The sequence below is a fragment of the Novilysobacter longmucuonensis genome, from assembly GCF_046600735.1.
Classification (GTDB): Bacteria; Pseudomonadota; Gammaproteobacteria; order Xanthomonadales; family Xanthomonadaceae; genus Novilysobacter_A; species Novilysobacter_A longmucuonensis.
This window is the reverse complement of record NZ_JBJMAW010000002.1, coordinates 300,246-323,315: the sequence shown is the minus strand read 5'-3', so window position 1 is coordinate 323,315 and position 23,070 is coordinate 300,246. Positions and strand designations below refer to the sequence as shown.

At 67.4% G+C, this 23,070-nt stretch carries 31 protein-coding genes; 21 read left to right on the top strand and 10 right to left on the bottom strand.

Features of this window, described 5'->3' with window-relative positions; all coding sequences use genetic code 11:
* Window positions 1-15: 15 nt before the first annotated feature.
* The gene (locus ACJQWM_RS03530; RefSeq protein WP_332701866.1) at window positions 16-1,479 is read left to right on the top strand and encodes a hypothetical protein; all 1,464 of its coding nucleotides are present in this window, start codon (window positions 16-18) and stop codon (window positions 1,477-1,479) included.
* Between the two features lie 28 nt (window positions 1,480-1,507).
* Here the strand turns inward: ACJQWM_RS03530 and ACJQWM_RS03525 are convergent, their stop codons facing one another.
* Window positions 1,508-1,669, bottom strand: a complete 162-nt coding sequence (locus tag ACJQWM_RS03525; protein WP_332701868.1) for a hypothetical protein — start codon at window positions 1,667-1,669, stop codon at window positions 1,508-1,510.
* A gap of 110 nt (window positions 1,670-1,779) precedes the next feature.
* On the opposite strand from ACJQWM_RS03525, the gene ACJQWM_RS03520 reads away from it, so the two are divergent.
* The gene (locus ACJQWM_RS03520; protein WP_332701870.1) at window positions 1,780-2,280 is read left to right on the top strand and encodes a sterol desaturase family protein; all 501 of its coding nucleotides are present in this window, start codon (window positions 1,780-1,782) and stop codon (window positions 2,278-2,280) included.
* A gap of 271 nt (window positions 2,281-2,551) precedes the next feature.
* Window positions 2,552-3,736, top strand: a complete 1,185-nt coding sequence (locus ACJQWM_RS03515) for a serine hydrolase domain-containing protein (protein WP_332701872.1) — start codon at window positions 2,552-2,554, stop codon at window positions 3,734-3,736.
* Between the two features lie 69 nt (window positions 3,737-3,805).
* Here the strand turns inward: ACJQWM_RS03515 and ACJQWM_RS03510 are convergent, their stop codons facing one another.
* Window positions 3,806-4,507: a transposase gene (locus tag ACJQWM_RS03510; RefSeq protein WP_411306668.1), complete on the bottom strand. Its 702-nt coding sequence runs from the start codon at window positions 4,505-4,507 to the stop codon at window positions 3,806-3,808.
* A 215-nt stretch (window positions 4,508-4,722) separates the two neighbouring features.
* Between ACJQWM_RS03510 and ACJQWM_RS03505 the strand changes: the two genes are divergently transcribed.
* From ACJQWM_RS03505 to ACJQWM_RS03485, 5 genes are all read left to right on the top strand, one after another.
* Window positions 4,723-5,958, top strand: coding sequence for a cation:proton antiporter (locus ACJQWM_RS03505; protein WP_332701876.1), 1,236 nt, complete (start codon window positions 4,723-4,725; stop codon window positions 5,956-5,958).
* Window positions 5,959-6,102: 144 nt separating this feature from the next.
* A complete protein-coding gene (locus ACJQWM_RS03500) occupies window positions 6,103-6,396 on the top strand; it encodes a hypothetical protein (protein WP_332701879.1) in 294 nt (97 codons plus the stop codon).
* 16 nt (window positions 6,397-6,412) lie between these two features.
* Complete coding sequence (locus ACJQWM_RS03495; RefSeq protein ID WP_332701881.1) at window positions 6,413-6,667, top strand: hypothetical protein; 255 nt, start codon at window positions 6,413-6,415, stop codon at window positions 6,665-6,667.
* A gap of 62 nt (window positions 6,668-6,729) precedes the next feature.
* Window positions 6,730-8,229 (top strand): hypothetical protein, encoded by a 1,500-nt coding sequence (locus ACJQWM_RS03490; RefSeq protein ID WP_332701883.1) that lies wholly within the window; start codon window positions 6,730-6,732, stop codon window positions 8,227-8,229.
* Window positions 8,230-8,280: 51 nt separating this feature from the next.
* The gene (locus ACJQWM_RS03485; RefSeq protein WP_332701885.1) at window positions 8,281-8,940 is read left to right on the top strand and encodes a hypothetical protein; all 660 of its coding nucleotides are present in this window, start codon (window positions 8,281-8,283) and stop codon (window positions 8,938-8,940) included.
* A gap of 67 nt (window positions 8,941-9,007) precedes the next feature.
* Here ACJQWM_RS03485 and ACJQWM_RS03480 read toward each other — a convergent pair whose 3' ends face one another.
* Complete coding sequence (locus ACJQWM_RS03480) at window positions 9,008-9,400, bottom strand: transposase (protein ID WP_332701887.1); 393 nt, start codon at window positions 9,398-9,400, stop codon at window positions 9,008-9,010.
* Between the two features lie 162 nt (window positions 9,401-9,562).
* Here ACJQWM_RS03480 and ACJQWM_RS03475 point away from each other — a divergent pair, with 162 nt between their 5' ends.
* From ACJQWM_RS03475 to ACJQWM_RS03450, 6 genes are all read left to right on the top strand, one after another.
* A complete protein-coding gene (locus ACJQWM_RS03475; protein ID WP_332701889.1) occupies window positions 9,563-9,841 on the top strand; it encodes a hypothetical protein in 279 nt (92 codons plus the stop codon).
* Window positions 9,842-9,971: 130 nt separating this feature from the next.
* Window positions 9,972-10,343 carry a hypothetical protein gene (locus ACJQWM_RS03470; RefSeq protein ID WP_332701891.1) on the top strand — a complete coding sequence of 124 codons (372 nt, stop codon included), beginning with the start codon at window positions 9,972-9,974 and terminating at the stop codon, window positions 10,341-10,343.
* A gap of 31 nt (window positions 10,344-10,374) precedes the next feature.
* Window positions 10,375-10,821 carry an HhH-GDP family DNA glycosylase gene (locus ACJQWM_RS03465; RefSeq protein ID WP_332701893.1) on the top strand — a complete coding sequence of 149 codons (447 nt, stop codon included), beginning with the start codon at window positions 10,375-10,377 and terminating at the stop codon, window positions 10,819-10,821.
* A gap of 73 nt (window positions 10,822-10,894) precedes the next feature.
* Window positions 10,895-11,404, top strand: coding sequence for a hypothetical protein (locus ACJQWM_RS03460; RefSeq protein ID WP_332701895.1), 510 nt, complete (start codon window positions 10,895-10,897; stop codon window positions 11,402-11,404).
* Window positions 11,401-11,583, top strand: coding sequence for a hypothetical protein (locus tag ACJQWM_RS03455; RefSeq protein WP_332701897.1), 183 nt, complete (start codon window positions 11,401-11,403; stop codon window positions 11,581-11,583). Before ACJQWM_RS03460 ends, ACJQWM_RS03455 begins: the two co-directional genes overlap by 4 nt.
* 155 nt (window positions 11,584-11,738) lie before the next feature.
* Entirely contained in the window at window positions 11,739-11,882 is a 144-nt protein-coding gene (locus ACJQWM_RS03450) for a hypothetical protein (RefSeq protein ID WP_345786183.1), read from the top strand.
* A 29-nt stretch (window positions 11,883-11,911) separates the two neighbouring features.
* Here ACJQWM_RS03450 and ACJQWM_RS03445 read toward each other — a convergent pair whose 3' ends face one another.
* A complete protein-coding gene (locus ACJQWM_RS03445; RefSeq protein WP_332701899.1) occupies window positions 11,912-12,142 on the bottom strand; it encodes a hypothetical protein in 231 nt (76 codons plus the stop codon).
* A gap of 272 nt (window positions 12,143-12,414) precedes the next feature.
* On the opposite strand from ACJQWM_RS03445, the gene ACJQWM_RS03440 reads away from it, so the two are divergent.
* The 4 genes from ACJQWM_RS03440 (at window position 12,415) to ACJQWM_RS03420 (ending at window position 16,965) form a co-directional block, all read left to right on the top strand.
* The gene (locus ACJQWM_RS03440; protein ID WP_332701902.1) at window positions 12,415-13,239 is read left to right on the top strand and encodes an alpha/beta fold hydrolase; all 825 of its coding nucleotides are present in this window, start codon (window positions 12,415-12,417) and stop codon (window positions 13,237-13,239) included.
* Window positions 13,240-13,539: 300 nt separating this feature from the next.
* Window positions 13,540-14,187, top strand: coding sequence for a sensor histidine kinase (locus tag ACJQWM_RS03430; RefSeq protein WP_332701904.1), 648 nt, complete (start codon window positions 13,540-13,542; stop codon window positions 14,185-14,187).
* A gap of 85 nt (window positions 14,188-14,272) precedes the next feature.
* Window positions 14,273-15,520 (top strand): putative DNA modification/repair radical SAM protein, encoded by a 1,248-nt coding sequence (locus ACJQWM_RS03425; protein ID WP_332701907.1) that lies wholly within the window; start codon window positions 14,273-14,275, stop codon window positions 15,518-15,520.
* A gap of 11 nt (window positions 15,521-15,531) precedes the next feature.
* Window positions 15,532-16,965, top strand: coding sequence for a UdgX family uracil-DNA binding protein (locus tag ACJQWM_RS03420; protein WP_332701909.1), 1,434 nt, complete (start codon window positions 15,532-15,534; stop codon window positions 16,963-16,965).
* Between the two features lie 59 nt (window positions 16,966-17,024).
* On the opposite strand, the gene ACJQWM_RS03415 is transcribed toward ACJQWM_RS03420, so the two are convergent.
* The 3 genes from ACJQWM_RS03415 to ACJQWM_RS03405 form a co-directional block, all read right to left on the bottom strand.
* Window positions 17,025-17,417: a hypothetical protein gene (locus ACJQWM_RS03415; RefSeq protein WP_332701911.1), complete on the bottom strand. Its 393-nt coding sequence runs from the start codon at window positions 17,415-17,417 to the stop codon at window positions 17,025-17,027.
* Window positions 17,418-17,566: 149 nt separating this feature from the next.
* On the bottom strand, window positions 17,567-17,770 hold the full coding sequence (locus tag ACJQWM_RS03410) for a hypothetical protein (protein WP_411306667.1): 204 nt from the start codon (window positions 17,768-17,770) through the stop codon (window positions 17,567-17,569).
* A 39-nt stretch (window positions 17,771-17,809) separates the two neighbouring features.
* Complete coding sequence (locus ACJQWM_RS03405; protein ID WP_411306680.1) at window positions 17,810-18,139, bottom strand: DUF305 domain-containing protein; 330 nt, start codon at window positions 18,137-18,139, stop codon at window positions 17,810-17,812.
* Window positions 18,140-18,656: 517 nt separating this feature from the next.
* Between ACJQWM_RS03405 and ACJQWM_RS03400 the strand changes: the two genes are divergently transcribed.
* Window positions 18,657-19,118, top strand: coding sequence for an RcnB family protein (locus ACJQWM_RS03400; RefSeq protein WP_332701915.1), 462 nt, complete (start codon window positions 18,657-18,659; stop codon window positions 19,116-19,118).
* A gap of 34 nt (window positions 19,119-19,152) precedes the next feature.
* On the opposite strand, the gene ACJQWM_RS03395 is transcribed toward ACJQWM_RS03400, so the two are convergent.
* A complete protein-coding gene (locus ACJQWM_RS03395; RefSeq protein ID WP_411306666.1) occupies window positions 19,153-19,323 on the bottom strand; it encodes a hypothetical protein in 171 nt (56 codons plus the stop codon).
* A 4-nt stretch (window positions 19,324-19,327) separates the two neighbouring features.
* Complete coding sequence (locus tag ACJQWM_RS03390; protein ID WP_332701917.1) at window positions 19,328-19,807, bottom strand: VOC family protein; 480 nt, start codon at window positions 19,805-19,807, stop codon at window positions 19,328-19,330.
* Window positions 19,808-19,926: 119 nt separating this feature from the next.
* Here ACJQWM_RS03390 and ACJQWM_RS03385 point away from each other — a divergent pair, with 119 nt between their 5' ends.
* Complete coding sequence (locus ACJQWM_RS03385; RefSeq protein ID WP_332701919.1) at window positions 19,927-21,159, top strand: winged helix-turn-helix domain-containing protein; 1,233 nt, start codon at window positions 19,927-19,929, stop codon at window positions 21,157-21,159.
* A gap of 44 nt (window positions 21,160-21,203) precedes the next feature.
* A complete protein-coding gene (locus ACJQWM_RS03380; RefSeq protein ID WP_332701921.1) occupies window positions 21,204-21,869 on the top strand; it encodes an NHL repeat-containing protein in 666 nt (221 codons plus the stop codon).
* A 32-nt stretch (window positions 21,870-21,901) separates the two neighbouring features.
* On the opposite strand, the gene ACJQWM_RS03375 is transcribed toward ACJQWM_RS03380, so the two are convergent.
* The gene (locus ACJQWM_RS03375) at window positions 21,902-22,927 is read right to left on the bottom strand and encodes a mechanosensitive ion channel family protein (protein WP_332701923.1); all 1,026 of its coding nucleotides are present in this window, start codon (window positions 22,925-22,927) and stop codon (window positions 21,902-21,904) included.
* Window positions 22,928-23,070 lie beyond the last annotated feature (143 nt).

Genomic DNA, 23,070 nt, shown 5'->3' with positions numbered 1-23,070 from the left:
ATGCCTATCCGAAATATGGCCGTAGTCGCCTGTTTGCTGCTGGCGGGCGGCGTTGCAACTGCGCAATCGCTGGAGAAGACCTACGCCGAGCTGTGCTCGGACCCGGCCGCGGCCAAGAGCGAGGCATGCACGGTCATGGCGCAGGCGCTGGTGGCGAAGTACCAGGAGGCGGGTGGCGCACCTGAAGTCGCCAGCGAGACCATGGAGGAGCCGCAGGGCGCCGCTCGCTGGGGCCCGTTCGGCGAGGTCGTCGACGTGCCGCTGGTCGATTTCCTGGTTGACAGCGCGGACATGCAGGTCTTCGAACCCGCGGTGATCAAGTACACCTGGGTTGTGCCAGGGGAGGTCATGGCGGTGTCGGTCAAGCAGCTGGACGGTAGCTTCGAGCAGGCATCGACCATGCGCTGGGACAGTGAGCGCCGCGGCCTGCTCGATTCGTCGATGCCCGCCGACGCCCCTGGCGGACTGCTCGCGTGGCGACCGGACGGGTCCTTCGTCATGGACATCGGTGGCGCGCGCGTGACCTACAGCGGGCTGCCCGACGGGACGATGGAGCTGCTCGCCGAGGTCGACCAAGGCCAAGGCCTGCAGATGCACTGGGTGCAGCATCGGGTGGAGGCGACGCCTGCCAACGTCAAGGCGGCCGAGGACACGTACGCGCTGATGAAGCAGATCGCGGCCAACAGCGCCGCGACCGACGCCTTGATGGCGGAGATCACGAAGCGGGACCAGGCGCTGAAGAGCAGCCCGCTGTGGCAGCAGACGCTGGTCAACCGGGCCAACGCCGAGGCGGAGCGGGCTCGCAAGCGGGCGTCGGGATCGAATGGTCAGCAGATTTTCGGAGCGATCCTGCAAGGCCTGTCGCAGGGCCTGGCCGAGTCGTCGGGGTACGCGGACGGCCCCTACGATGCCTCCGGTCCGGTGGGCTCGTACCAGCGCGCACAGGCGCGCCTGACGGCAACGGTGGAAGGATTCGAGCGCCAGGCGGCGGCGGAACGTGCGCAACAAGCAGGCCGCCACGGGTCGGGGGGTACGCAGGTGTCCAGCCCGGCATCTGTTGCCGGCCAGGCGCAGGCATACGGTGCGCCCGCTGCGACGCAAGCCTCGGCTTCCCCCAGCCGCTACACCGCGCTGGACGGCCCGGGTACAGGCACATGGGCATCCGCGGGGGTAGGGGCCGCGTCGTCCGGCGGCCAAGCCTCCACCCGCAACCACCCCTCGACCTGTGTCTCCCCGCCGGTGACCAGCACGCACCGTTGCGGATCGATGAGCGGCTACAAGGTACGGGTTACCAACAACTGCGCCGCTCCGGTCGACGTCCGCGTGTGCTTCATGACCGACAAGGGGTGGAACTGCCAGGCCAATTACGGTGTGGCGCCGGCGGGCGATTGGGAGCCGGGCTGGTGCCACGCCAACACGGGCCAGGTGTTCCATTCCGCCCGCTACAGCGATAGCAACGAGAAGCTGGGATCGCCTTAGCGGGAAAGAGGGGTCAGAGTCGGCTTTCTCAACCCGCCTGCGTCTTGCGCGGTCGCCCGATCTTGCGGGGTCCTGCAGCTCGTCCCAGCTGCGCCTCAATGGCGCGGCGGAAGCGCTCGCAGCCGTAGGCGTGCTGTCGCTGCAAGTGCAGGCGGATGGCTTCGGTTTCGGCTGGATCGACGGCTTCCATGGCCAGCGGGCGGCACAAGAACCAAGAACGGTGTCAGGTTCACTTACTCAAGTTCAATGCACGCGTGGGGCGGCCGATGTGCCGACAGTACCCCGGCGAAGCGGTGCGTCTTGGCTTGGACCATCGCCTGGAAGGCGGCGCGTCCGTACGCGCGCTGTTGCTGCAGGTATGCGCGGATCCATCGCGCGATCCACCGCTTCGGCTGGTTCTGGCGGTTGAGCGGGCACGGGGTGCATCACGCCTTCCACAATCTGCACGCGCTGAGCGTCAGCGCTACGCATCCGCTGGAGACGTTATTCCTGACGCTGCCGATGGTGCTGCTGGCCGGCCTGTTCGGCGCGCCGGCCGAGGCGGTGGCCGGCGCGGTGGTGCTGCTGGTGGTCGATGGGACGCTCGCCCACGCCAACCTGCGCATGGACACGCCGGTGGTGAACTGGCTCTTTACCTCCAGCAACCAGCACCGGCGCCATCACTCGCAGGTGTTCGAGGACAGCAACTCCAACTACGCCTGCAACGCAATCCTCTGGGATCGGCTGTTCGCACCTACAGCGCTGATGACGTGGAACAGACCGGCATCGGCCCTCGCCAACCGACGCTCTGGGAGATGCTGAGGATGCCGTGGCGGGAGCCCGGCGATGTGGATACGGCCGCGTCGCGTGCACGAGAAAACCATTAGATAAACCGGATGTTTCGTCGCGGTAGACAGGATGGGCAGGGCCGGCTCAAAACTGCGGGCAACAAGCGCCAAGCGGAAAATCCCGACACCCACTGTTTTCCTGTTCAACTACCAGCGTGCCGTTTAAACCTTTTGCCGCGTTGGCGCATCGGCCTTGTAGCACTGCGGTCTTTGACTATGCCGAATCCGAACTCCGGGAGAACCAGATGAAATTGCTCGCGACGTTTACCACGCTGTTGCTTGGATCATTGCTGATTGGGTGCCAGTCGACGGCGAGCCGGGCCTCGCAAGAGGATGTTCCCGCCGTCGCTGCTGACGAACAGCTCGATCAACAACTGGCCAGGCTTGTCGCCGAGCACGGCATTCGGACTGCCGGCGTCGGCGTGATCAGGAACGGGGAACTGGTCTGGACGGGGTACTACGGTGAGCAGAGCACGGGTGTTCCCGCGTCTCGCGAAACGCTGTTCAATGTCGCGTCGATTTCAAAAGTCATCACCACTGAAGCCGTCCTGCGGCTGGTCGGCGAAGGCAGGCTGTCGCTGGACGAACCCATGGCGGCACACTGGGTCGATCCTGATCTGGCGGACGATCCGCGGCACGAGCTGCTGACGCCGCGCATGGTGCTGACGCACACGACAGGCTTTCCGAACTGGCGTTTCCTGCTTGAAGATCGCAAGCTCAAATTCCTGCACGACCCCGGTACCACCTACGGCTACTCGGGTGAAGGGTTCGAATACCTTGCCCGTTACGTAGAAGAAAAGCTGGACCGCGATTTCGGCGACGTTGTCAACGACGTCGTGATTGAACCCATCGGCATGTCGCACGCTGCATTCAGCATTGACGAATCAGCTTTCGGCGACCTTGCACAACCGCTCAACGAGCAAGGCGAGTTCGCCGGCCACTACTGCCGTCCCAACGGCTGGTGCCGCAAGCCGGGGACCTATTCCGCGGCTGACGACATGATGGTCAGTGTCGAAAGCTACGCGAAGTTCATGCTTGCGGTAATGAACGCCGATGGCTACAGCGAACATCTCGCTGCCGAACGTAATCACGTGCACACCGAAAAGGGCTCGCAGGCCAACGTCGATTGCAGCCATGTTCCAGAGGACCAGTGTCCCCAGGTGCAGGGCTTCGGGCTGGGCTGGGAAGTGCTGGACTACGGCGACAGCAAGCTGTTGTCGCACGGCGGCAGCGACTGGGCGGAACTTGCCCTCGCGTATTTCCACACCGGGTCACGCGACGGGCTGCTGATCTTCTTCAATGCGCCGCCGGAACGCGCCATGGCCGCGATGCCTGCGGCTATCCGCGCCCTTGATCCGGACTCGCCGATGGAGAACCTCTATCAGCGCCGGTTTGAAAAGATGAAGGCAGCGCAGGGGGGAGCGCTGTAAAGCACGAAGCAAAAACGGGAAGCAAAAACGGGGTCAGGTTCACTGAAGCAAAAACGGGGTCAGGTTCACTTACTCAAGTTCAATGCGCGTACGGGGCGGCCGATGTGCCGGCCGTACCTCGGCGAAGCGGTCCGTCTTGGCTTGGACCATCGCCTGGAAGGTGTCGCGTCCGTACGCGCGTTGTTGCTGCAGGTATGCGCGGATGGCGGCGAGGTCCCCGTCGCTGATGGTTTCGGCGAGGAGGTTACGGTAAGCGTCGCCTCGTTCCTTGTCGGTGGCGCCCAGCGCGCCCTGGGTGGGGTGCAGAGTCAGCAGCGGGTCATCGCGCAGGCCGCACAGCGCTGCGCAGCTGGACCAGGGGAAGGCGACGGGATCGTCGGTCATGCGGGCGCGCACGGGATTGAGGTCGATGTAGCGCACGCAGCGCAGCAGGTAGTCGGCGCTGTCGACGAGGCAGGATTTGTAGCGGCCTTCCCATAGGGTCCCGGTGCGGCGGTGGCGGGCATTGAACTGGCCGACGTACTGGCGGCCCAACTTCTGCATCAGTCGCCCGGTCGCGCCGGCCTTGGGCGGGGTGACCAGCAGGTGGACGTGGTTGTCCATCAGTACGTAGGCGTGCAGCCGGCAGTCTGTGGCGAGCAGCGCCTCACGCAACAGGTGACGGTAGCGGGCGCGATCGGCGTCGTCGAGGAAGCAGGGGAGACGGTTGTTGCCGCGCTGCACGATGTGCTGCGGGATGCCGGGTAGGTCGAGACGTGGTTGGCGAGCCATTCGCGCAGCTTCGCCGACCAGGCGGCGCCGCGGAACGGGCGGTGGTGTGCAAACTTTGTCAGAAATGGCCGGGCTCGCAGGTCAGAAGTGCGAAGTGAACCTGACCCCGATTGAACTGGCGGGTCAGAAGTGAACCTGACCCCGATTGAACTAACCTGACCTCGATTGAACTGAAAACGGAATAAGTTATTGGCATCATTGTTTTTGGCGGCTCTATGTACGAAATCTCTCCCTACCATTTGCTGCTGACCGCCTTTGGCCTCGTGGTCATCCTCGCTTACTGGGTGCCGCGGCTGGTCTCCCGGAGCGAGCCACCGGCTTCCGCCCTGTTGATCGGATTGGGGTTTCTCGCCTTTGGCTGGATCCCGGGTATGCCGGAGGCGATCGATCCGATTTCGTTGCCAAAGCCGTGGGAGGTGATCAGCGAACTTTGCGTGGTCGCCGGGCTGTTCGGTGTGGGCCTCCGCATCGACCGGGTTGCCTCGCGCAAGGTTTGGATGCCGACCGTTCGGCTGCTGGCAATCGCCATGCCGCTCACCATTGCCGCGATCGCCTTGGGCGGATGGGCGCTCGGTGGCATGACGATCGGAGGCGCGCTGCTGCTTGGTGCCGTTCTTGCTCCAACCGACCCGGTGCTCGCAGGTGATGTTCAGGTCGGGCCGCCGCTCGAGGGCGGCGAGCATCCGGTTCGATTTGCGCTCACTACCGAAGCCGGGCTCAACGACGGGCTCGCTTTTCCGTTCGTCTATCTGGCGCTCGCGGTTGTAGGCGCGGGCGGCTTCACTGCGGCCACCGTAACCGAGTGGCTGTGGCTGGATGTCGCCTATCGCATCGCCGTCGGCGTCGCCGCCGGTGCCGCACTCGGCTGGCTGCTGGGCAAGCTGCTGTTTGACTGGCCCAAACGCAACCCTCTGGCGAACACCAACTCGGGCGTAATTGCGCTCGCGGGCGTACTTGCGGTCTATGGCCTGACTGAACTGGTCGAAGGTTACGGCTTCATCGCCTCGTTCGTCGCGGGCTTGGTGCTTCGCAGGCGGGAGTCCGAGCATGAGTTCCACACTCAGCTCCACGACTTCAGTGAAGCGATCGAGCATGCGCTGACTTCTATGCTCCTGATCGGCTTAGGCGCAGCTCTACCTGCCTTGTTCCCCTCACTCACCTGGACCGGAGCGGCAATCGGGGCGGCCCTGATCCTCCTTGTCCGGCCACTCGTCGGGTGGCTGTCGCTTCTCGGGACCATGGACCGGAAGCGGGAGCAGGCGGCGGTTGCGTTCTATGGCGTACGCGGCGTCGGGTCGATCTACTATCTTGCCTACGCGGGCTCGCATGCCGAACTCGTCAACGAAGCCGAGCTGTGGGCCGTCGTCGCCTTCACCATCCTGCTTTCGACGGTTGTCCATGGCTTCTCTGCCGGCGTCGCCGTGAAACGCGCGACCGGAGAACCATCATGAGGGGCTAAGAACGGTAAGAACGGGGTTAAGAACGGGGTCAGGTTCATTTACTAAGAACGGGGTCAGGTTCACTTACTCAAGTTCAATGCGCGTGTGGGGCGGCCGATGTGCTGGCCGTACCCCGGCGAAGCGGGCCGTCTTGGCTTGGACCATCGCCTGGAAGGCGTCGCGTCCGTACGCGCGCTGTTGCTGCAGGTATGCGCGGATGGCGGCGAGGTCCCCGTCGCTGATGGTTTCGGCGAGGAGGCCACGGTAAGCGCCGCCTCGTTCCTTGTCGGTGGCGCCCAGCGCGCCCTGGGTGGGGTGCAGAGTCAGCAGCGGGTCATCGCGCAGGCCGCACAGCGCTGCGCAGCTGGCGACCTCAATTCCGTGCGCGCCCGCATGACCGCAGAAATGGCCGCGCTCGCGGGTCAGAAGTACCCCGTTAAGGTCAATTGACGAGGTTGCTGACCTCTTGCGCGAGGTGCCGGACTTCGTCGTCGATGTCCCGGACCTCAGGGTCGTGGTCAGCAACCTCACTGACGAGATCCGGAACCTCGACCGTGAGGTCCCGGACGCCGCGCGCGAGGTCGGCGGCCTCGTCGGCCAGGTTCCGGACTTCGCGGCTTCGGTGCCGGCCGACCCTCACCCCTTGCTTGCACCGCCTGCGGTGCCGATTAAAAATAGCCTTGGGGGCCGGTTGTGGCCGGGGGAGCAAGCGGAATGTTGAGGCGTGCATCGTGGCGAGCGTGGCTCGTACTTGTCGTGTTTGTGGCGTGGAATTTCGGGGCGGTGGCGGACGACTCCCCTGTGTCGCGGGAGTCCTGGGGCGATTACGCAACGGTGGCGGGAAAAACTACCCGGCCAAGTGAGAGCACCTACCAGTTGCGTTGGCGTTGGGAGAAGCCCGGACACGAGCTGATCGAGGAGTATTGGCAGCCCGATGGCTCCCGCATCGCGCACATGATGGCCATCACCCTGGGCGCCGAGCGCGGAACGCTGGTGTTGCAGTCGTCGGCATTGGGCAACAAGGTCTGGAACGGCACGGTGCAGCCCGACGGCACGGTGCTGTTTATCGGCAAGGGGCTGCTGAAACTGCCGTACCTGGCGGGACTGTCCGACGACGGTGCTTGGGAGGTGCGCCGGGTGAAACTGGACGGTGCCCGCATTGCGTCGGTGAAGCCCGCCGATGAGTACAACCACTTCATCCTGGAAGGCGATGTCGAAGACGCCGTGGCTGTGGCCAGCGCTACCGGTACGCAGGCGCCGGATGAACCTGGCACCGGCAAGGCGGAAACGGACGACGTGCAAGGCGCAGCGGACCCGCTAGCGCCTCAGCCGGCCGTCGCAACGGTGGCAGCCGCGGAACCCGCCAGCGAGTCCCGGGCGCCTGCTCCTGAACCGGTCGCCGCAGCGCCTGGCGCACCCAAGCAGGGGCCGCGGCAACTGTCCGAGGCGGATTTGGCTCTCCTGCGTTCGCGCATGGACACGGACAAGGTGCGGCGCATGCAGAACCTCCGGCGCGAGCAGCAGGCGGCCGAAGCGCAGCGTCGGAAAATCGCGTGGCAGATGGAACAGGACCGGCTAGACGCGGCGCAGGAAGAGGCCGAATACGAAGCCGAACAGGCCGAGAGTGCCGCCAACTGGGGGAACGTCCTCAATGCCTTCGAGCGCGGCTTCAACCAGGTCAATGCGGACAACCTTCGGATGCGCGACACGCTCCAGAGCGGCATCGACCGCGGGATCGCGCAAGGCGCCGCACTGTATGCGCAGAAGCAGGCCGAACAAGCGCGCCTCGACGCACAGGCGCGTGCAGCGGATGCCGCTTACGCGCGGGACGTCCGCGAGCGCGAGGAGCTGGCCCGCCAGGCGCGTGTCGCGGAACAACGCGCGGCCGAGGCGCAGCGCGCGGCACAGGCGCAGCGCATGGCCGAGCTTCGGTCAGCCAACCTCCGTGCGGCCGAGCGCGAGGCGCCGGATCCGGTCGCGGCGGGGTCGGCGGGCCGTGCGTCCACGTTGACCGATCCCAACACCTGCGTGACGCCGCCGCGCACGTCCCCCAATCGCGCGTGCGGCAAGGGCTTTGCGGCGACCATCAGCAACCAGTGTGCGCAGCCGGTGGATGCGCGCGTCTGCCACATGACCGTCCGCGGCTGGGATTGTGGTGCGAGTTGGGGCATTCAGCCGGGCAGCGACTGGAGCTATGCGGTCTGCGCATCGACCGGCGAGACATTCATGTCGGTGCGCAGCACCGGGACCGATCAACCACTGGCATCGCCGCCCGGCGGCTGACGTGGTGCATCTGAACAAGGGGGAACAGGCATGACAAAGGCGATTGCATCGATGGGCTGGGCGTTGCTGGCGGGGGCGTGCCTGATGGCCCTTCCCATGGCCGCGGCCGCGCAAGCGGGGCAGACGGCCGAGGGCGCGCAGGCGTTCCTGGCGGCAATGGCGCAGCGCGGATTGGCCCGTGCGACGTTTATCGACCCGCAGGGCCGCGCCAACCATGTCACCGGCACCTACGAGGTCAAGACGACGCGGATCTGGTTGTCGGCGAAGGAAGAGGCATCAAGCAACCCCATCGAGCGCAGCCTCGGCGAGATGGTGGTGGCGGGGCTCGCATCGGGCGACCTTCAGGGCGCGCCGGATGCCTGCAGCACCCGCATTACCGGCGTGCAGGGGCCGGCCAACCTTTTCGAGATGAAGCCCAGCAGTTGGGAGGAGCCCGGCTTCGGGGTGTCCGTGTCGGTCATGCGGATGGAGACCTGGAACTACAGCGAAGGCTTCTCGGCCTTCGCCGGCGAGCACGCCATCGACTGGCGCCAGGCCAAGGTGGCCCGCAGCAATGACGGCTCACGGATCGACATCTCCGTCCCCGGACAGAAGTTCGCGACCAACATCCTGTCGTTCGTCCCCGGCGACACCGAATTGGGCGACCGCATCGAATACGCAGCCAAGTTCCTGCGGATGAGCTGCGACGAAATTGCGGCGACCGGATTCTGATTGGCCAAGCCGCTGGTGTTCGCCTGGGCAACTTAACGGGGTGGCAACTTAACGGGGTCAGGTTCACTTACTCAAGTTCAATGCGCGTGTGGGGTGGCCGATGTGCTGGTCGTACCCCGGCGAAGCGGGCGGTCTTGGCTTTGACCATCGCCTGGAAGGTGTCGCGTCCGTACGCGCGCTGTTGCTGCAGGTATGCGCGGATGGCGGCGAGCTGGCGGCCCAACTTCTGCATCAGTCGGCCGGTCGCGCCGGCCTCGGGAGGGGTGACCAGCAGGTGGACGTGGTTGTCCATCAGTACGTAGGCGTGCAGCCGGCAGTCTGTGGCGAGCAGCGCCTCACGCAACAGGTGACGGTAGCGGGCGCGATCGGCGTCATCGAGGAAGCAGGGGAGACGGTTGTTGCCGCGCTGCACGATGTGCTGCGGGATGCCGGGTAGGTCGAGACGTGGTTGGCGAGCCATTCGCGCAGCTTCGGCGACCAGGCGGCGCCGCGGAACGGGCGGTGGTCTGCAAACTTTGTCAGAAATGGCCGGGCTCGCAGGTCAGAAGTGCGAAGTGAACCTGACCTCGTTAAGGTCCGCCGCGTTAGTCTTGCGTCCTTCCGAAAGCAGGGTTGTGAAGGGATGAGAGCCACCGTCGTCGGTCTCGTGACGCCGCATCTGTTGCGCGTCGTTGACCTCGCCAATGAAGCCGAGAAGGGCGTCAACGTGGATTGGCATCTGCGCGATGCCGTGGCCAGGTCGATGGGCGAGCTGGGCAATCAGCACAACGCTCCGGTGTTGATGGCGGCATATGTCGATGGGCTGGAGAGCGCTGCAGCTCAGGTCCCGAAAGCCCGTATGGCGTACGTGCGCGTCCTGCAGGCCGCGGCTGACGCAGCGCGCCTTCTCAGGCGCGATTGAACGGTAGAACAGGGGTCATAGTCGGATCGAGGACTCGACGCCGGAGATGTGAGGGATTTCATCGCCGGGGTCCCAACGCTCACGGGCGAGGCTCTACTCTCTATTGACCCAACCGCAGCGAGACCCCCCGATGACCCGCATCGCCCCCGTCCTTCCGCTCACGTTTGCGCTCGCCGTGGCGCTGGCCACCGCGTCCTGCACCACCACCACGCCCGACGTTGCCGAGACGGCGAATGGCCCGCTACGCATCGAAGGCACCATCACCGCCATCGACCTGCAGCCGTGGAGCTACGACGGCAACGCCACCGTGCAGGTGGACGCGGACGGGCGCGGCGCTGTGCAGGTGCAACTCCCGGCCCGTTGGAACCTGTGCAATGCGCCGCCGGTGGACGTGCAGTCGCTGGCCGTCGGCATGCGCGTGCAGGCGGTGGGTGCCGCAGCGGGCGAGGGCGGGCTGGTGGTGTGCGAGGACGCGGCCCATCGTCTGGAGCTTGTGCAGTAGCGCCCCCGCTCGCCTAGCCAGGAGGGCGCGTATGCGTCGCCAACTGTTGCCACGTGACCTCGGATTCGAGGTCCTCCCGGGGGACGAGTCATCGCTGTTCAAGTGGTTTCTTGCCAGCTTCCTGTTCGGCAACCACATCTCGCAGGAGGTCGCCGCCGCGACCTGGCGCGTGCTCGTGGAGGTGCATGGCTGCGATACGCCGCGGAAACTGTGCAGCTTCACTCACGCCCAGTTGGTGCGGATGCTGGGCGAGGGCGGGTACCGCCGGTATGACGAGTCCACCGCGACCCGGCTGTCGCTGCTGTGTCGAACCCTGATGGACGAGTACGGCGGGCGCATCGGTGGCATCGCCGAAGCGGCGGAGACCCGCGACGACTTCGAGCGCCGCTTGCTCGCGTTCAAGGGCGTCGGGCCGGTCACGTCGGGCATCTTCATGCGCGAAGCGGAGCCGGCGCTGTTCCCCGCGCGAGAGACATAGCCCGATTCGCGCGCAGCTTCTTCCAGCCGCTCCCGCCGCGACATGCGGCAGCCAAAAAGGCACACTCCCGCCCATGGCCTTCAACGTCCGCGAGATATTCGCCCTCCTCAACGATGCGCAGGTCGACTACGTCGTTGTCGGCGGACTGGCGGTCATCCTGCACGGCTATCTGCGCGCCACGGCCAACCTCGACCTCGCGATCGGTTTCTCGCTGGACAACGCCCGCCGCGGCATGCGGTCGCTTGCGTCAATCGGCCTGCAGCCACGCTTGCCGGTGGCGCTTGATGACTTCGCCGACGCCGACAAACGCAGCGACTGGCTGCGCAACCGCAACATGCTGGTATTCCCGTTGTGGGACCCGGCCAACCCGTTGCGTTCGCTGGACGTGTTCATCGACGAACCCATCGGGTTTGATGACCTGATGGCGGAATCGGTAATCAAGGACATGGACAGCTTGAAGGTCCGGATCGCTTCCATCCAGCACCTGATCGAGATGAAGCGTCGCGCAGGGCGTCCGCGCGACCTGGAGGACATCGACAAGCTTCAGCAGATACACGATGCCGGGGAGGGAAGCGTCCGATGAGTCCCTGCCACCCGCTGGACTTCAGCTTCGAGGACGCCGAGCGCGCCCAGTTGATGGCGTGGGTCAACCTGAGCGCGGACGCCAAGATCGACTTCTTCGAGGAGATGGTCGAGCTTGCCTACATCAGCGGCGCGCTGGCGCCGGAACGGCTGGCGTTGCGCGACAGGGGTCCGCGGTAGGGTTATTCAACCCTGAGCGTCGTGGGGTCGCCCACGGCCGATCCACTGTTCGGAGTGTGATCCTGCCCGGCTGCATGGTCACGTCGCGCCCATGCAGCCGGATGCATCCTGCGTGCTGCGGCACCTTGCCGCGTCCCGATTTTGCAAGAGGTCCCATGAGCAGTGCGCTTCAAAACAAGACCATCGCCATCCTCGCCACCGATGGCGTCGAACAGGTCGAACTGACCGAGCCGAAACAAGCGGTGGAGCAGGCCGGCGCGACCACAGCGCGTCAGGTCTTCCCCCTGGCGCGGCCCTAGCGTCGGCGAGGTCTCGAGCCATAACCGGATCACCGACGCACGCAATGCCCGGTACTCCGCCGCGGTCTGGTTGATGTCGAAGCCACTGGCCGCGCCAACGTGCCGTGCGTCTCCGCGGCCGGGTCCGGCCCGCCTGCCGTCACCGGCGCGTGCCCCTTGGGTTTTTCCGACCGTTCCCGCTCTGTCTGCGGCACCTTCATGTCCGCCGCGATGGTGACGAGGATCTGGTCGATGTGGTCACGCAGGGCGTCCCGGTCCATGTCCTCGGCAGCGGGCCCCAGGGTCCGCGCGAACGCTTCGCACTCGTCAACGATCAGCGCGTTGTTTGCGGCGATGAAACCGACAGGTCAGCGACCATGGCGACGGTTCCCCCTTTTGGGCAGCACGGGTGTCTGGCGGGCGCGTGGTGCGACACCGTGCACCACAGTATGCCAGCGGGCGGGCACGCTCTCGCCGGATTCCCGTCCACGTTGCCCACACGAGGCGATATGCGATCCTTGTCGGCCTTTTACCGGGACCGGGACCCGTGCCCATGAACCTGCGTGAGCGTCATCACGTCACCGTTGCCGGCCGGGGGCCGGCGAGCATGGTGTTCGCCCATGGCTTCGGCTGCGACCAGAACATGTGGCGGTTGATGGCGCCGTCCTACGAAGACCGCTACCGCACCATTCGCTACGACCTGGTTGGCAGCGGCCGCTCGGACCTGTCGGCCTACGACAGCAATCGGTACGACACGCTGCAGGGCCATGCGGATGACCTGATCGCGGTGGTGCGCGAGTTCGCCGAGGGGCCCGCCGTGGTGGTCGGCCACTCGGTGAGCGCGATCATCGGGATGCTGGCCGGCATCAAGGCACCGGAGCTGTTCCAGGCGCATGTGATGCTGGGGCCGTCGCCCTGCTACATCAATGACGGGGATTACGTCGGCGGCTTCAGCCGCGAGGATATCAACTCGCTGCTGGAAACGATGGAGGGCAACTACCTCGGCTGGTCCAGCAGCATGGCGCCGACCATTATGGGCGCGCCTGACCGGCCCGAGCTGGCCGAGGAGCTCACCAACAGCTTCTGCCGCACCGACCCGGAGATCGCCACGCACTTCGCGCGGGTGACCTTCCTGTCCGACAACCGTGCCGACCTGCCAAAGCTGCACGCCCCCGCGCTGGTCCTGCAGTCCAGCGACGACCTCATCGCTCCGCTGGCCGTGGGCGAGTACATGGCGCGCACGCTGCCGGACGCGACCTTGCGCGTGATCAGCAATGTCGGCCATTGCCCGCACCTGAGCGCGCCGGCCGAAAGCATGGCCGCGATGAACGAATTCCTCTGCGAGCTGGCGGCGCGCGGCGGGCGTGGGCGCAACTGACCACGACACCGGCGGCACCGAGGCGCTCTACGAGCACGCGCCCTGCGGCTTGCTGGTCACCGACGACGACGGCCTGCTGCTGCGGGCCAACGACACGTTCTGCGGCTGGGTCGGCGTGGAGGGCGGAGCGCTGGTCGGGAGGCGCCGGTTCCAGGACCTGCTGACGGTGGGCGGACGGATCTTCCACCAGACACAGTGGATGCCGCTGCTGCGCATGCAGGGCTCGGTGACCGAGATCAAGCTCGACGTCCGCTACGGACCGGCACGCCTACGAGCGCGAACTGCTGCTCCTCGGCCCGCTTGCGCGCGGCCAGCAGCGACCTGCGCACGCCGCTGGGCACCATCCGCACGGGCGGGGAGGTGCTGCGGATGCTCGACCTGCCGGAGCGGTACCGGCCGCTGCTGGGCAACATCGACCGCGCTACCGACCGCGCGCTGGCCCTGATCAACGACCTGCTGGACCTGACTCGCTCGCGCCTGGGGCAGGGCATGGCGATCACGCGCCAGCCGATCGACCTGCACGACACGGTCGCCGCGCAGGTGGCGGAACTGTCGCAGGCCTATCCGGAGGCGCGCATCGAGCACCTCCGGCAGGGCGACGGCCATTGCGAGGCCGATCCGGTCCGGCTGGGCCAACTGGTCGGCAACCTGGTGTCCAACGCGGTGGCCTACGGCCGGCCCGGCGCGCCGGTGGTGGTGGTGTCGACCTCGATCGATGGCGAGTGCACCATCTCGGTCCACAACGAAGGCGAGCCGATCCCCGAGGCGTTGCAGGGCTCGCTGTTCCAGCCGATGGTACGCGGCACGGACGTTGGCGCCGCTACCCGCAGCGTGGGCCTGGGCCTCTACATCGTCGACGAGGTCGCCCGAGCCCACGGCGGCGCCGCGCGGCTGGCGTCCAGCACCGCCGAGGGCACCGAATTCGTCGCCGGCTTTCCGGTGAACTGATGGGTGAACCTGGTCCCGCCGGTTGGGCCTGAAGCGTTCATCCGCTGTCTCACCAGATGAGACAGAAGCCCGCGACCATCGTGCGATGAACGTGACCGAAAAGCTCGCCGTGCTGGCCGACGCCGCCAAGTACGACGCGTCCTGTGCATCCAGCGGGGCGGCCAAGCGGGACTCGCTGAAGAGCGGCGGCATTGGTAGCACCGGCGGCATGGGCATCTGCCATTCCTATACGCCGGACGGCCGTTGCGTGTCGCTGCTGAAGATACTGCTGACCAACTTCTGCATCTTCGACTGCGTGTACTGCGTCAACCGCGTGTCCAGCAACGTGCGGCGCGCGCGCTTCAGCACCGATGAGGTGGTCCGGCTCACGCTGGATTTCTACCGTCGCAACTACATTGAGGGACTGTTCCTCTCCAGCGGCATCATCCGCAGCGGCGATTACACCATGGAGCAGCTGGTGGAGGTGGCGCGCAGCCTGCGCGAGGACCACCGGTTCGGCGGTTACATCCACCTCAAGACCATCCCCGATGCCGCACCGGAGCTGCTGGCCGCCGCGGGCAAGTACGCGGACCGGCTCAGCATCAACGTCGAGCTGCCAACCCAGGCCGGGCTGGACGCGTTGGCCCCGGAGAAGAACCTGCAGAAGATCCGCGGCGCGATGGGCGAAGTGCGCTGGCGGATCGAGGACGGCAAGGCCGCGCGCAAGGCCGTGCGTCGTGGCTCGGCGAAGCCGCCGCGGTTCGCGCCGGCCGGGCAGAGCACGCAGATGATCATCGGTGCCGATGCGGCGGACGACCGCAGCGTGCTGCAGTCAAGCGCCAACCTCTACGGCAACTACCAGCTCCGGCGCGTGTACTACTCGGCGTTCAGTCCGATCCCGGATGCCTCTCCGCGGCTGCCGCTGGTGGCACCTCCGCTGGCCCGCGAACACCGCCTGTACCAGGCCGATTGGCTGCTGCGCTTCTACGGGTTCGATGTCGACGAGATCGCGCCGGCGGGCACGGGCACTGGGATGCTGGACCTGGACATCGATCCCAAGCTGGCGTGGGCCCTGCGCCACCCGGAGCGGTTCCCAGTGGACGTCAACCAGGCCCCGCGCGAAATGCTGCTGCGCGTCCCCGGGCTGGGCACGCGCAACGTCGTGCGGATCGTGCAGTCGCGTCGCAGTGGCGGCCTGCGGGTGGCCGACCTGGCCCGCCTGCGCGCGCCGATGGCCAAGGTGCTTCCATTCGTGCAGCTGCTCGACCACCACCCCGGCCGCCACCTCGACGACCCGGTTCGTCTGCGTGCGCGCCTTGCGCCACCGCCACGGCAGGCCGGGCTGTTCGGCTGAAGGGCGTGGGCATGCATCTCGCCGTGGTCGACCCGGGATGGAGCCTGCAAGCCTGGCGTGAGCGGGCCCGGGCGGCGTTCACCGCCGGCGTGGCGCCGGAACACCTGCAATGGGACAGCGACGCCCAGCTGGGCCTGGCGCTGGCTTCGCCCTTGCCGGAGGTATCGGAGGCAGGCAGCGCCGTCACCGTTCCCGCGGCACTGCTCGAGCTTGCCGGGGCGGTGGTGTGTCATCGCGATCCGGGACGACACGCCCTGTTGTATCGACTGCTGTGGCGCGTGGCGCAGGGCGAACGGCGCCTGCTGGAGCGCGCTACCGACCCGGACGTGGTTACGGCCACTGCCCTGGGCGGTGCGGTCCGGCGCGACAGCCACAAGATGAAGGCCTTCGTGCGGTTCCGGCAGAGCGGCGTCGGGGAGGATGCGTACGTGGCGTGGTTCGAGCCGGACCACTGGATCCTCGACCGCGTCTCGCCCTTCTTTGCCAGGCGCTTTGCCGGCATGCGCTGGGCCATCCTGACGCCGTACCGCAGCGTGCGATGGGATGGCCAGGCGCTGGCATTCGGCCCGGGCGGGGTTCGCACCGATGCGCCGGCCGAGGACGCCCAGGAGGAGCTGTGGCGGACCTATTACGCCAACATCTTCAACCCGGCGCGGCTCAACCCGACGATGATGCGGCAGGAGATGCCGCAGAAGTACTGGAAGGGGTTGCCCGAGGCCACGCTGCTGCCGTCGCTGCTGCGCGACGCCGGCGGCCGGGTGCGTGACATGGCCAAGCGCGAACCGCAGGCCCCGCGTCGCCGGATCCCCCAGCGACGCATCGAGGCGGTACCCCAAGAAGACGGCGGCCTGGCGGCAGCGCGGGCACTGGCGGCGGACTGCCGCCGCTGCCCGTTATGGGAGCCGGCCACGCAGACGGTGTGGGGCGAAGGGCCGGAGGACGCGCGCCTGATGTTCATCGGTGAACAGCCCGGCGACGCCGAGGACCTTACTGGCCGGCCGTTCGTGGGCCCGGCGGGCGCCTTGCTGGATCGCGCGTTCGCGGACGCGGGCATCGACCGCGCGGCGGTGTACCTGACCAATGCGGTCAAGCATTTCCGGTTCCAGCAGCGCGGCAAGGTCCGCCTGCACCAGCGGCCGGACGCGGGCCACGTCCGCGCGTGCCACGCGTGGCTGCAGCGCGAGATCGGTACCGTGCGTCCCGATGCGATCGTCTGCCTGGGCGCCACCGCGGCCGCGGCTGTGTTTGGCGCGGGATTCCGCCTGACCGGGCAGCGGGGCGCATGGCACACGCTGGGCAATGGCGTGCGGGCGATGGCGACGGTGCACCCGGCGTGGGTACTCCGGCAGCCTGCCGCGGCGCAAGCGGCGGCCTACCGGGGGCTGGTAGAGGATCTGCGTGCTGGCAATGAGGGGAGGGCAGGGGCGCTGGAAGGTTCGGGGTGACGTCACCCCGACCGAACCCTGAGCATGCCGCCGCATCTTCCGCGCCGCAGTTGGCCTGGTTATCGCAACCGCGCCGCGAGATCCGTCAGCACTGCCGACAGCGCCGACTGGCGCTCGGAGGTGCGTCCTCCGGCGTCGGAGGCGCTGGTTACCACCTTGGACAGCGCCTCCAGGCGGCGGACCAGTGCGCTTTTGTCCACGGCCGAGGCCGGCTGATCCAGCGCGGTCTGGGCAGCGTCCAGGGCCGCGCGCAGCTCGGACTCCAGGCCGGCTTCGAGCGTGCCGCTGCGCGAAAGCTGGTCGACGTAAGCCGCCGCAACGACCGGCGCGTTGGGCCACGTCATCGCGAACTGCTGCTGCGGGTTGAATACCGCGTCGTCGACGGACAGCGCGGCTGCGGAAATTTCATGGGTCGCGACGCGGTCATCGATACGGGCTTTGCCTACTGGCATTCGGCGACCTTCAACAACGACGGCACCAAGGTGATCTTCACCGACGAATGGGGCGGCGGTTCGCGGCCGCGCTGCCGGGCGTCCGATCCGCTCAACTACGGTGCGGACGCCATCTACGACATCGTCGACGGCAAGCTGGTGTTCCGCAGCTACTTCAAGATCCCGTCGCCGCAAACGGTGACCGAGAACTGCGTGGCGCATAACGGTTCGGTCCTGCCGATTCCGGGCCGCGACGTGTTCATCCAGGCCTGGTACCAAGGCGGGCTGTCGGTAATCGATTTCACCGATTCGGCCAACCCGTTCGAGATCGCGTTCTTCGATCGCGGCCCGATCAGCACCGAGGAATTGATCACCGGCGGCTTCTGGTCGGCGTATTACTACGATGGGCGCATCTACGGTTCGGAAATCACCCGCGGGCTGGACGTGCTGGCGCTGGAGCCCAGCGAGTTCCCGTGGTGGCTGATCATCAGCTGCAGGAACTGGCGTTCAAAGTCCGACCCTTCGGCCTTGGCCAGCGCCGCCATCTCCGCCGCCGAGGCCATGCCGGCCATCTCGTGCGAGGTGTGCATGGCCGAGTGCGCCTGCGGATCCGGCACGCGTTCACCGCGCGCGGCCAGCCACTGCTGCATGAAGCCGATCTCGTCGCGCTGCGAGGCCTCGATACGCCCGGCCGCGTCGATCAGCGCCGGAGAATTGGTGCGCTCGCCGACCAGCGCCGCCATTTCCAGCGCCTGATGATGGTGGGGAATCATGTCCTGCATGAACTGCACGTCGGCTGCCGAATAGCGCGAAGCGGCGATCCGCACCGCCTCGTCGGCTGAAAGCTCGCGCGAATCCTCGCCCGGTGCGCCGGGGTTGACGATGCTCACCTGGGCCAGGGCCGGCGCAAACGGCGCCGCCAGCAGGGCGGTGAGCAGCAAGGATGGAAGCACGCGCAGAGCTCGTGCTTCGGGCGATGCTGTGGGCAGAATCTGCAGTCGGGTCATCAAGTGGATCCTGTGGCCGGATATGTGGCGGTATAAAGATAACGGCGCATCACGCGCCCCGGCCCGCTAACTTAGCAGAACCGGAAAACGCTCAGGTTGGGCTACGGTCGTCTGCAAACTTTGTCAGAAATGGCCGGGCTCGCGGGTCAGAAGTGAACCTGACCCCGTTAAGGCGGACCCCGTTAAGGCGCCGGTGCTTCCCCGTTCAGGCAGCGCCGCTTACGGTCGGACTTCCATTCCCCGGGAGCACGCCATGAAGAAGCTTTTGATCGCGAGTGCGTTGGCCGCCATCGCCTTCTCCGGCAGCGCTTTGGCCGACGACCGCGGCAAGGAGACGCGCAAGGCGTACGAGGAGATGCAGCGCGAGGCTGCGAAGGACCGTCGCGAGGCCATCCGCGAGTATGAAAAGGACCGCCGCGAGCACATGCGGGAGGCCGCGAAGGATCACCGCGAGGCCGAGCGTGAGTACCTGAAGGACCGCCGCGAGGCCGATCGCGAGCGGCGCGCGGATGCCCGCGAGCACCGCCGCTGGGCGCGTGGCGAGTACATCCCACGCGACTACCTGGCCGATCGCTACTACGTGCGGGACTACCGCGATTACGATCTGGCCGTGCCGCCGGATGGGCACAGGTGGGTGCGCCCGTACCAGAGCGATGACACCTACTACCTCGTGCAGGTGGCCACGGGTCTGATATCGCGCATCCTGGGCCACTGACCGGCCGACCGCGCCGGCGACGGGAAAGATCGGATCACTTCCGACCCGCCGCCCGGCTTACCGGTGGGCCGCTTCGCCGCAGGCGCCACAGGTTCGGATAGCGGTAGGGCTGCTCCGCTTCTTCGAGCGCCCAGCGGCCGCGCATGTCGCGGGCCAAGCCGCGGCCGCGGTGCGGCGAGCGTTCGAAGGCGGTGATCACCGGCATCGGGTCAGCCCCGCCGTGCCGCTTCGATGGTGGCGATGTCGATCTTGCGCATCGTCATCATGGCGTCGAATGCGCGCTTGGCCGCGGCGCGGTCGGGGTCGGTCCACGCGTCGGTCAGCGCGCGCGGGGTGATCTGCCACGACACGCCCCACTTGTCCTTGCACCAGCCGCATTCGCTTTCGTGGCCGCCGTTGCCGACTATCGCGTCCCACAGGCGGTCGGTTTCTGCCTGGTTGTCGGTGGCGACCTGGAACGAGAACGCTTCGCTGTGCTTGAACGCCGGGCCGCCATTCAGCCCCATGCAGGCGATGCCCATCACGGTGAAATCGACGGTCAGGACGTCGCCCTGCTGGCCGTCGGGAAAATCGCCGGGCGCGTGGTGGACGGCGTCCACCGAACTGTCGGGGAAGGTTTCGGCGTAGAACGTCGCGGCCTCGAGCGCGTCGCGGTCGTACCAGAGGCATATCGTGTTCTTGGGGATCATGCGGTGTCTCCTTGGGTTGCCGGCGCGGGCCGGAGTGCCCGCTTGTCTTCGTCGACGAGCGGCGGGGCGGGGAGTCGACAATCGCAGCGGTAGCAGGAACGAGGCGTTAGCCTCTCGTCATGGACTCCCTGATCGCCGCCGCGGCCCGCGCCCTCAGCACCGGCGATGCGCTCGGCGCATTGCAACGCGTGGCATTGCGCGACGACCCGCCGGCGCTGGCGCTGCGCGGCATCGCGATGGCCCAGCTGGGCGATTTTCCGCGGGCCCGCGAGTTGCTGCGTCGCGCCGGTCGCGGCTTCGGGGCGCACGAGGCACTGGCGCAGGGGCGCTGTGTCGTCGCCGAGGCCGAAGTGGCGCTGGCGTTGCGCGATTTCGGCGGGTCGCCGCGTGCGCTGGCGGCCGCTGCGTCGGCGCTCGAGGTGCGCGGCGACCACCGCAATGCCGTGCAGGCGCGACTGGTCGCGGTCCGCCGCTTGCTGCTGCTCGGCCGGCTCGAGGACGCCCGGGCAGCACTGGCACGACTCGATGCCAGCGGACTGTCCCATGCCCTGGCGGCGGTGGCCGCTCTGGCCGAGGCGGAGCTCGCGCTGCGCTCGTTGTCCATCGAGGCGGCGCGGGTGGCGTTCGATAACGCGCACGGCGCGGCCGGCCGTGCGTGCATTCCCGCACTCGTTGCGGAAGTGGCGGACATGCGCGCGATGCTCGATCGCCCCGCCGCCAGGCGTCTGTCGGCGGGCGGGGCGCAGGTACTGCGGCTCGACGAGGTCGCCGCGCTGCTGGACTCCGGGACGCTGGTGGTCGACGCCTGCCGCCACGGGCTGCGCGCCGGCCACGAATGGCGGTCGCTCGCGCGGCGCCCGGTGCTGTTCGCGCTGGCACGCGCGCTCGCCGAGGCATGGCCCGGCGGGGTCGACCGCGAAGACCTGATCGCCCGCGTGTTCCGCACCCGCCATCCCGACGAGACCCATCGCGCGCGGCTGCGCGTCGAGATCGGTCGCCTGCGCAAGGCGGTCGCGTCGATGGTGGGCATCGAGGCAACCGCGCGCGGCTTCGTGATCGTGCCGCACGGCGGGCGCGAGGTCGTCGTGCTGGCGCCGCCGATTGACGGCGACCAAGGCGCGCTGCTGGCACTGCTGGCCGACGGCGCAGCGTGGTCGACCTCGGCGCTGGCGTTGGCGCTGGGGGCCAGCCAGCGCACCGTCCAGCGTGCGCTTGCCGACCTCGAAACAGTGGGGCGCGTACGCTCGATCGGGCGCACGCGGGCCCGCCGTTGGCTGGCGCCGCCGCTGGCGCCCTCGCTGGCGGAATTCACGACGATCTTGTTACTCCCTGCCGCGCTGCCCGCTGGCTAGATTGTTCCTGAGGCGCCGATCCCCGGCGTGCCAAGGAGACTGCAATGAACGCGACTACTGCACTACGCGACACCAACTCCACCACCCGGGCGGCCGAGATCGTCCGCGAGTACGGCCCATTTGATGGCGCCGAGCGTATCCACGGTGTCACCCACGACGGCAAGCGCGTCTGGGCGGCCACCGGTGACAGGCTGGTCGCTTTCGATCCCACGAGCGGCGAATCGGTCCACGCGGTCGATCGCGCTTGCGATGCGGGCACCGCCTTCGACGGTACCCACCTGTACCAGATCGCCGAGGCGCGTATCGACAAGATCGACCCGGCCACCGGCGCCGTGGTGGCCTCGATCCCGGCGCCGGGCGAGGGCGGCGACTCGGGCCTGGCCTGGGCCGAGGGCAGCCTGTGGGTGGGGCAGTACCGCCAGCGCCGGATCGTCGAGGTCGATCCGGCCACCGGCGCGGTCAGGCGCACGATCCCGTCCAACCGCTTCGTCACCGGCGTGACCTGGGTGGACGGCGAGCTCTGGCACGGCACCTGGGAAGGCGACGAGAGCGAGATCCGCCATGTCGATCCGGACGACGGCGCCGTGATCGAGCAGTTGCGGATGCCGGAGGGCGCCGGCGTGAGCGGGCTCGAGTCCGACGGCGGCGACCTGTTCTATTGCGGCGGCGGGCCGAGCGGGACCGTCCGCGCGGTGCGGCGTCCGATGTAGTCGCCCGATTTTTCGCCCGCCTACACGACCGCCTATTCGCGCGGCGCCTCCGGATGGAGCAGGTTCTCGCTGGCGTTGACCCGCTTGTCGATATCGATCTGGGCGCTGAGGTCGGCGTCGGCGCGGGTGTCGATCGTCGGCTGCAACGACGCATCTTCGCGGGCCATCTTTTCGCGCGCCGCGCGTGCCTCGTGCGCCGGCTTTTCCTTGCGCTCGCTGATCTGCACGCGGTAGATCGGCTCGGGCATGTCCATGTCGGCCGACTCCATCGCCAGCTTGGTGCGGCGTATCGCCTCGCTCCTCACCCGCAGGAAATCATGGCTGCGCTGGTCCACCCAGCCGTGGAAGGTGACCTGCACGCTGGACTCGCCTAGCGCGTTAATGAAGGCCCGCGGCGGCGGCGTCTCCAGCACGCCGTCGACCTGCTTCAATTCGTCGACGCCCAGCTGCTGCGCCAGCACCAGGTCCTCGTCCACGCCGATGCCCACGTCGAATGTGAAGCGGCGGTTCGGGTTGCGCGTGTAGTTCAGCGTCACGCCGCGGAAGACCAGCGCGTTGGGCAGGCGCAGGTGATTGCCGTCGAGCGTCATCAGTATCGTGGCGCGGGAACTCATCGACACCACGATGCCTTCGTTGCCGTCGATCACCACGTGGTCCCGGGGCGTGAACACCTGTCGCACGCTCATCAGGATGCCGGCCAGGTAATTCTCCAGGATGTCCTTGAACGCGAACCCCAGCGCCACGCCCAGCACGCCGGCGGTACCCAGCACCGCGCCCACCAGCGCCGTGGCGTCCATGATCTCCAGCGCCACCAGGATGCCGATCAGCAGCACCACCCAGCGTGTGGTGGTACGCGCCAGTTCCCGCACGAACGGGTTGTCCTTGGAAATCCGCGCGAACGTCTTGCGCCGCGACAGCCACCCGCCCACGCGCCAGGCCAGCCACACCACCAGCAGCGCCAGCGCGAACACCGGCAGCGCCGCCGCCAGCCGGTAGCCTTCCTCCAGCAAGCGCTGCAGCACCGGGTGTAGATCATTCTGCATGTTGTCGACCAGCATGACGTCCGGGTCTCCCGCGGTGAGGTCAACAGCTTAGTGAGCAAGGCAGGGACGGTATGCGAAGGGGAAACGCGCGCAGCTTCGGAGCGGACAAATGGAAAAAAGGGGACGGATAAATGGAAAAAAGGGGACGGATAAATGGG

What these genes read in the sequence shown, in the direction of transcription:
- ACJQWM_RS03460 (WP_332701895.1), top strand. Translation starts at nt 10,895, where the DNA reads ATGGCCTTCAACGTCCGCGAGATATTCGCCCTCCTCAACGATGCGCAG.
- ACJQWM_RS03510 (WP_411306668.1), bottom strand. Translation starts at nt 4,507, where the DNA reads ATGGCTCGCCAACCACGTCTCGACCTACCCGGCATCCCGCAGCACATC.
- ACJQWM_RS03415 (WP_332701911.1), bottom strand. Translation starts at nt 17,417, where the DNA reads ATGCCAGTAGGCAAAGCCCGTATCGATGACCGCGTCGCGACCCATGAA.
- ACJQWM_RS03480 (WP_332701887.1), bottom strand. Translation starts at nt 9,400, where the DNA reads ATGGCTCGCCAACCACGTCTCGACCTACCCGGCATCCCGCAGCACATC.
- ACJQWM_RS03425 (WP_332701907.1), top strand. Translation starts at nt 14,273, where the DNA reads ATGAACGTGACCGAAAAGCTCGCCGTGCTGGCCGACGCCGCCAAGTAC.
- ACJQWM_RS03390 (WP_332701917.1), bottom strand. Translation starts at nt 19,807, where the DNA reads ATGATCCCCAAGAACACGATATGCCTCTGGTACGACCGCGACGCGCTC.
- ACJQWM_RS03515 (WP_332701872.1), top strand. Translation starts at nt 2,552, where the DNA reads ATGAAATTGCTCGCGACGTTTACCACGCTGTTGCTTGGATCATTGCTG.
- ACJQWM_RS03395 (WP_411306666.1), bottom strand. Translation starts at nt 19,323, where the DNA reads ATGCCGGTGATCACCGCCTTCGAACGCTCGCCGCACCGCGGCCGCGGC.
- ACJQWM_RS03375 (WP_332701923.1), bottom strand. Translation starts at nt 22,927, where the DNA reads ATGCTGGTCGACAACATGCAGAATGATCTACACCCGGTGCTGCAGCGC.
- ACJQWM_RS03405 (WP_411306680.1), bottom strand. Translation starts at nt 18,139, where the DNA reads ATGGCGGCGCTGGTCGGCGAGCGCACCAATTCTCCGGCGCTGATCGAC.
- ACJQWM_RS03465 (WP_332701893.1), top strand. Translation starts at nt 10,375, where the DNA reads ATGCGTCGCCAACTGTTGCCACGTGACCTCGGATTCGAGGTCCTCCCG.
- ACJQWM_RS03505 (WP_332701876.1), top strand. Translation starts at nt 4,723, where the DNA reads ATGTACGAAATCTCTCCCTACCATTTGCTGCTGACCGCCTTTGGCCTC.
- ACJQWM_RS03385 (WP_332701919.1), top strand. Translation starts at nt 19,927, where the DNA reads ATGGACTCCCTGATCGCCGCCGCGGCCCGCGCCCTCAGCACCGGCGAT.
- ACJQWM_RS03440 (WP_332701902.1), top strand. Translation starts at nt 12,415, where the DNA reads ATGAACCTGCGTGAGCGTCATCACGTCACCGTTGCCGGCCGGGGGCCG.
- ACJQWM_RS03530 (WP_332701866.1), top strand. Translation starts at nt 16, where the DNA reads ATGGCCGTAGTCGCCTGTTTGCTGCTGGCGGGCGGCGTTGCAACTGCG.
- ACJQWM_RS03400 (WP_332701915.1), top strand. Translation starts at nt 18,657, where the DNA reads ATGAAGAAGCTTTTGATCGCGAGTGCGTTGGCCGCCATCGCCTTCTCC.
- ACJQWM_RS03450 (WP_345786183.1), top strand. Translation starts at nt 11,739, where the DNA reads ATGAGCAGTGCGCTTCAAAACAAGACCATCGCCATCCTCGCCACCGAT.
- ACJQWM_RS03475 (WP_332701889.1), top strand. Translation starts at nt 9,563, where the DNA reads ATGAGAGCCACCGTCGTCGGTCTCGTGACGCCGCATCTGTTGCGCGTC.
- ACJQWM_RS03445 (WP_332701899.1), bottom strand. Translation starts at nt 12,142, where the DNA reads ATGGACCGGGACGCCCTGCGTGACCACATCGACCAGATCCTCGTCACC.
- ACJQWM_RS03485 (WP_332701885.1), top strand. Translation starts at nt 8,281, where the DNA reads ATGGGCTGGGCGTTGCTGGCGGGGGCGTGCCTGATGGCCCTTCCCATG.
- ACJQWM_RS03420 (WP_332701909.1), top strand. Translation starts at nt 15,532, where the DNA reads ATGCATCTCGCCGTGGTCGACCCGGGATGGAGCCTGCAAGCCTGGCGT.
- ACJQWM_RS03455 (WP_332701897.1), top strand. Translation starts at nt 11,401, where the DNA reads ATGAGTCCCTGCCACCCGCTGGACTTCAGCTTCGAGGACGCCGAGCGC.
- ACJQWM_RS03470 (WP_332701891.1), top strand. Translation starts at nt 9,972, where the DNA reads ATGACCCGCATCGCCCCCGTCCTTCCGCTCACGTTTGCGCTCGCCGTG.
- ACJQWM_RS03525 (WP_332701868.1), bottom strand. Translation starts at nt 1,669, where the DNA reads ATGGAAGCCGTCGATCCAGCCGAAACCGAAGCCATCCGCCTGCACTTG.
- ACJQWM_RS03380 (WP_332701921.1), top strand. Translation starts at nt 21,204, where the DNA reads ATGAACGCGACTACTGCACTACGCGACACCAACTCCACCACCCGGGCG.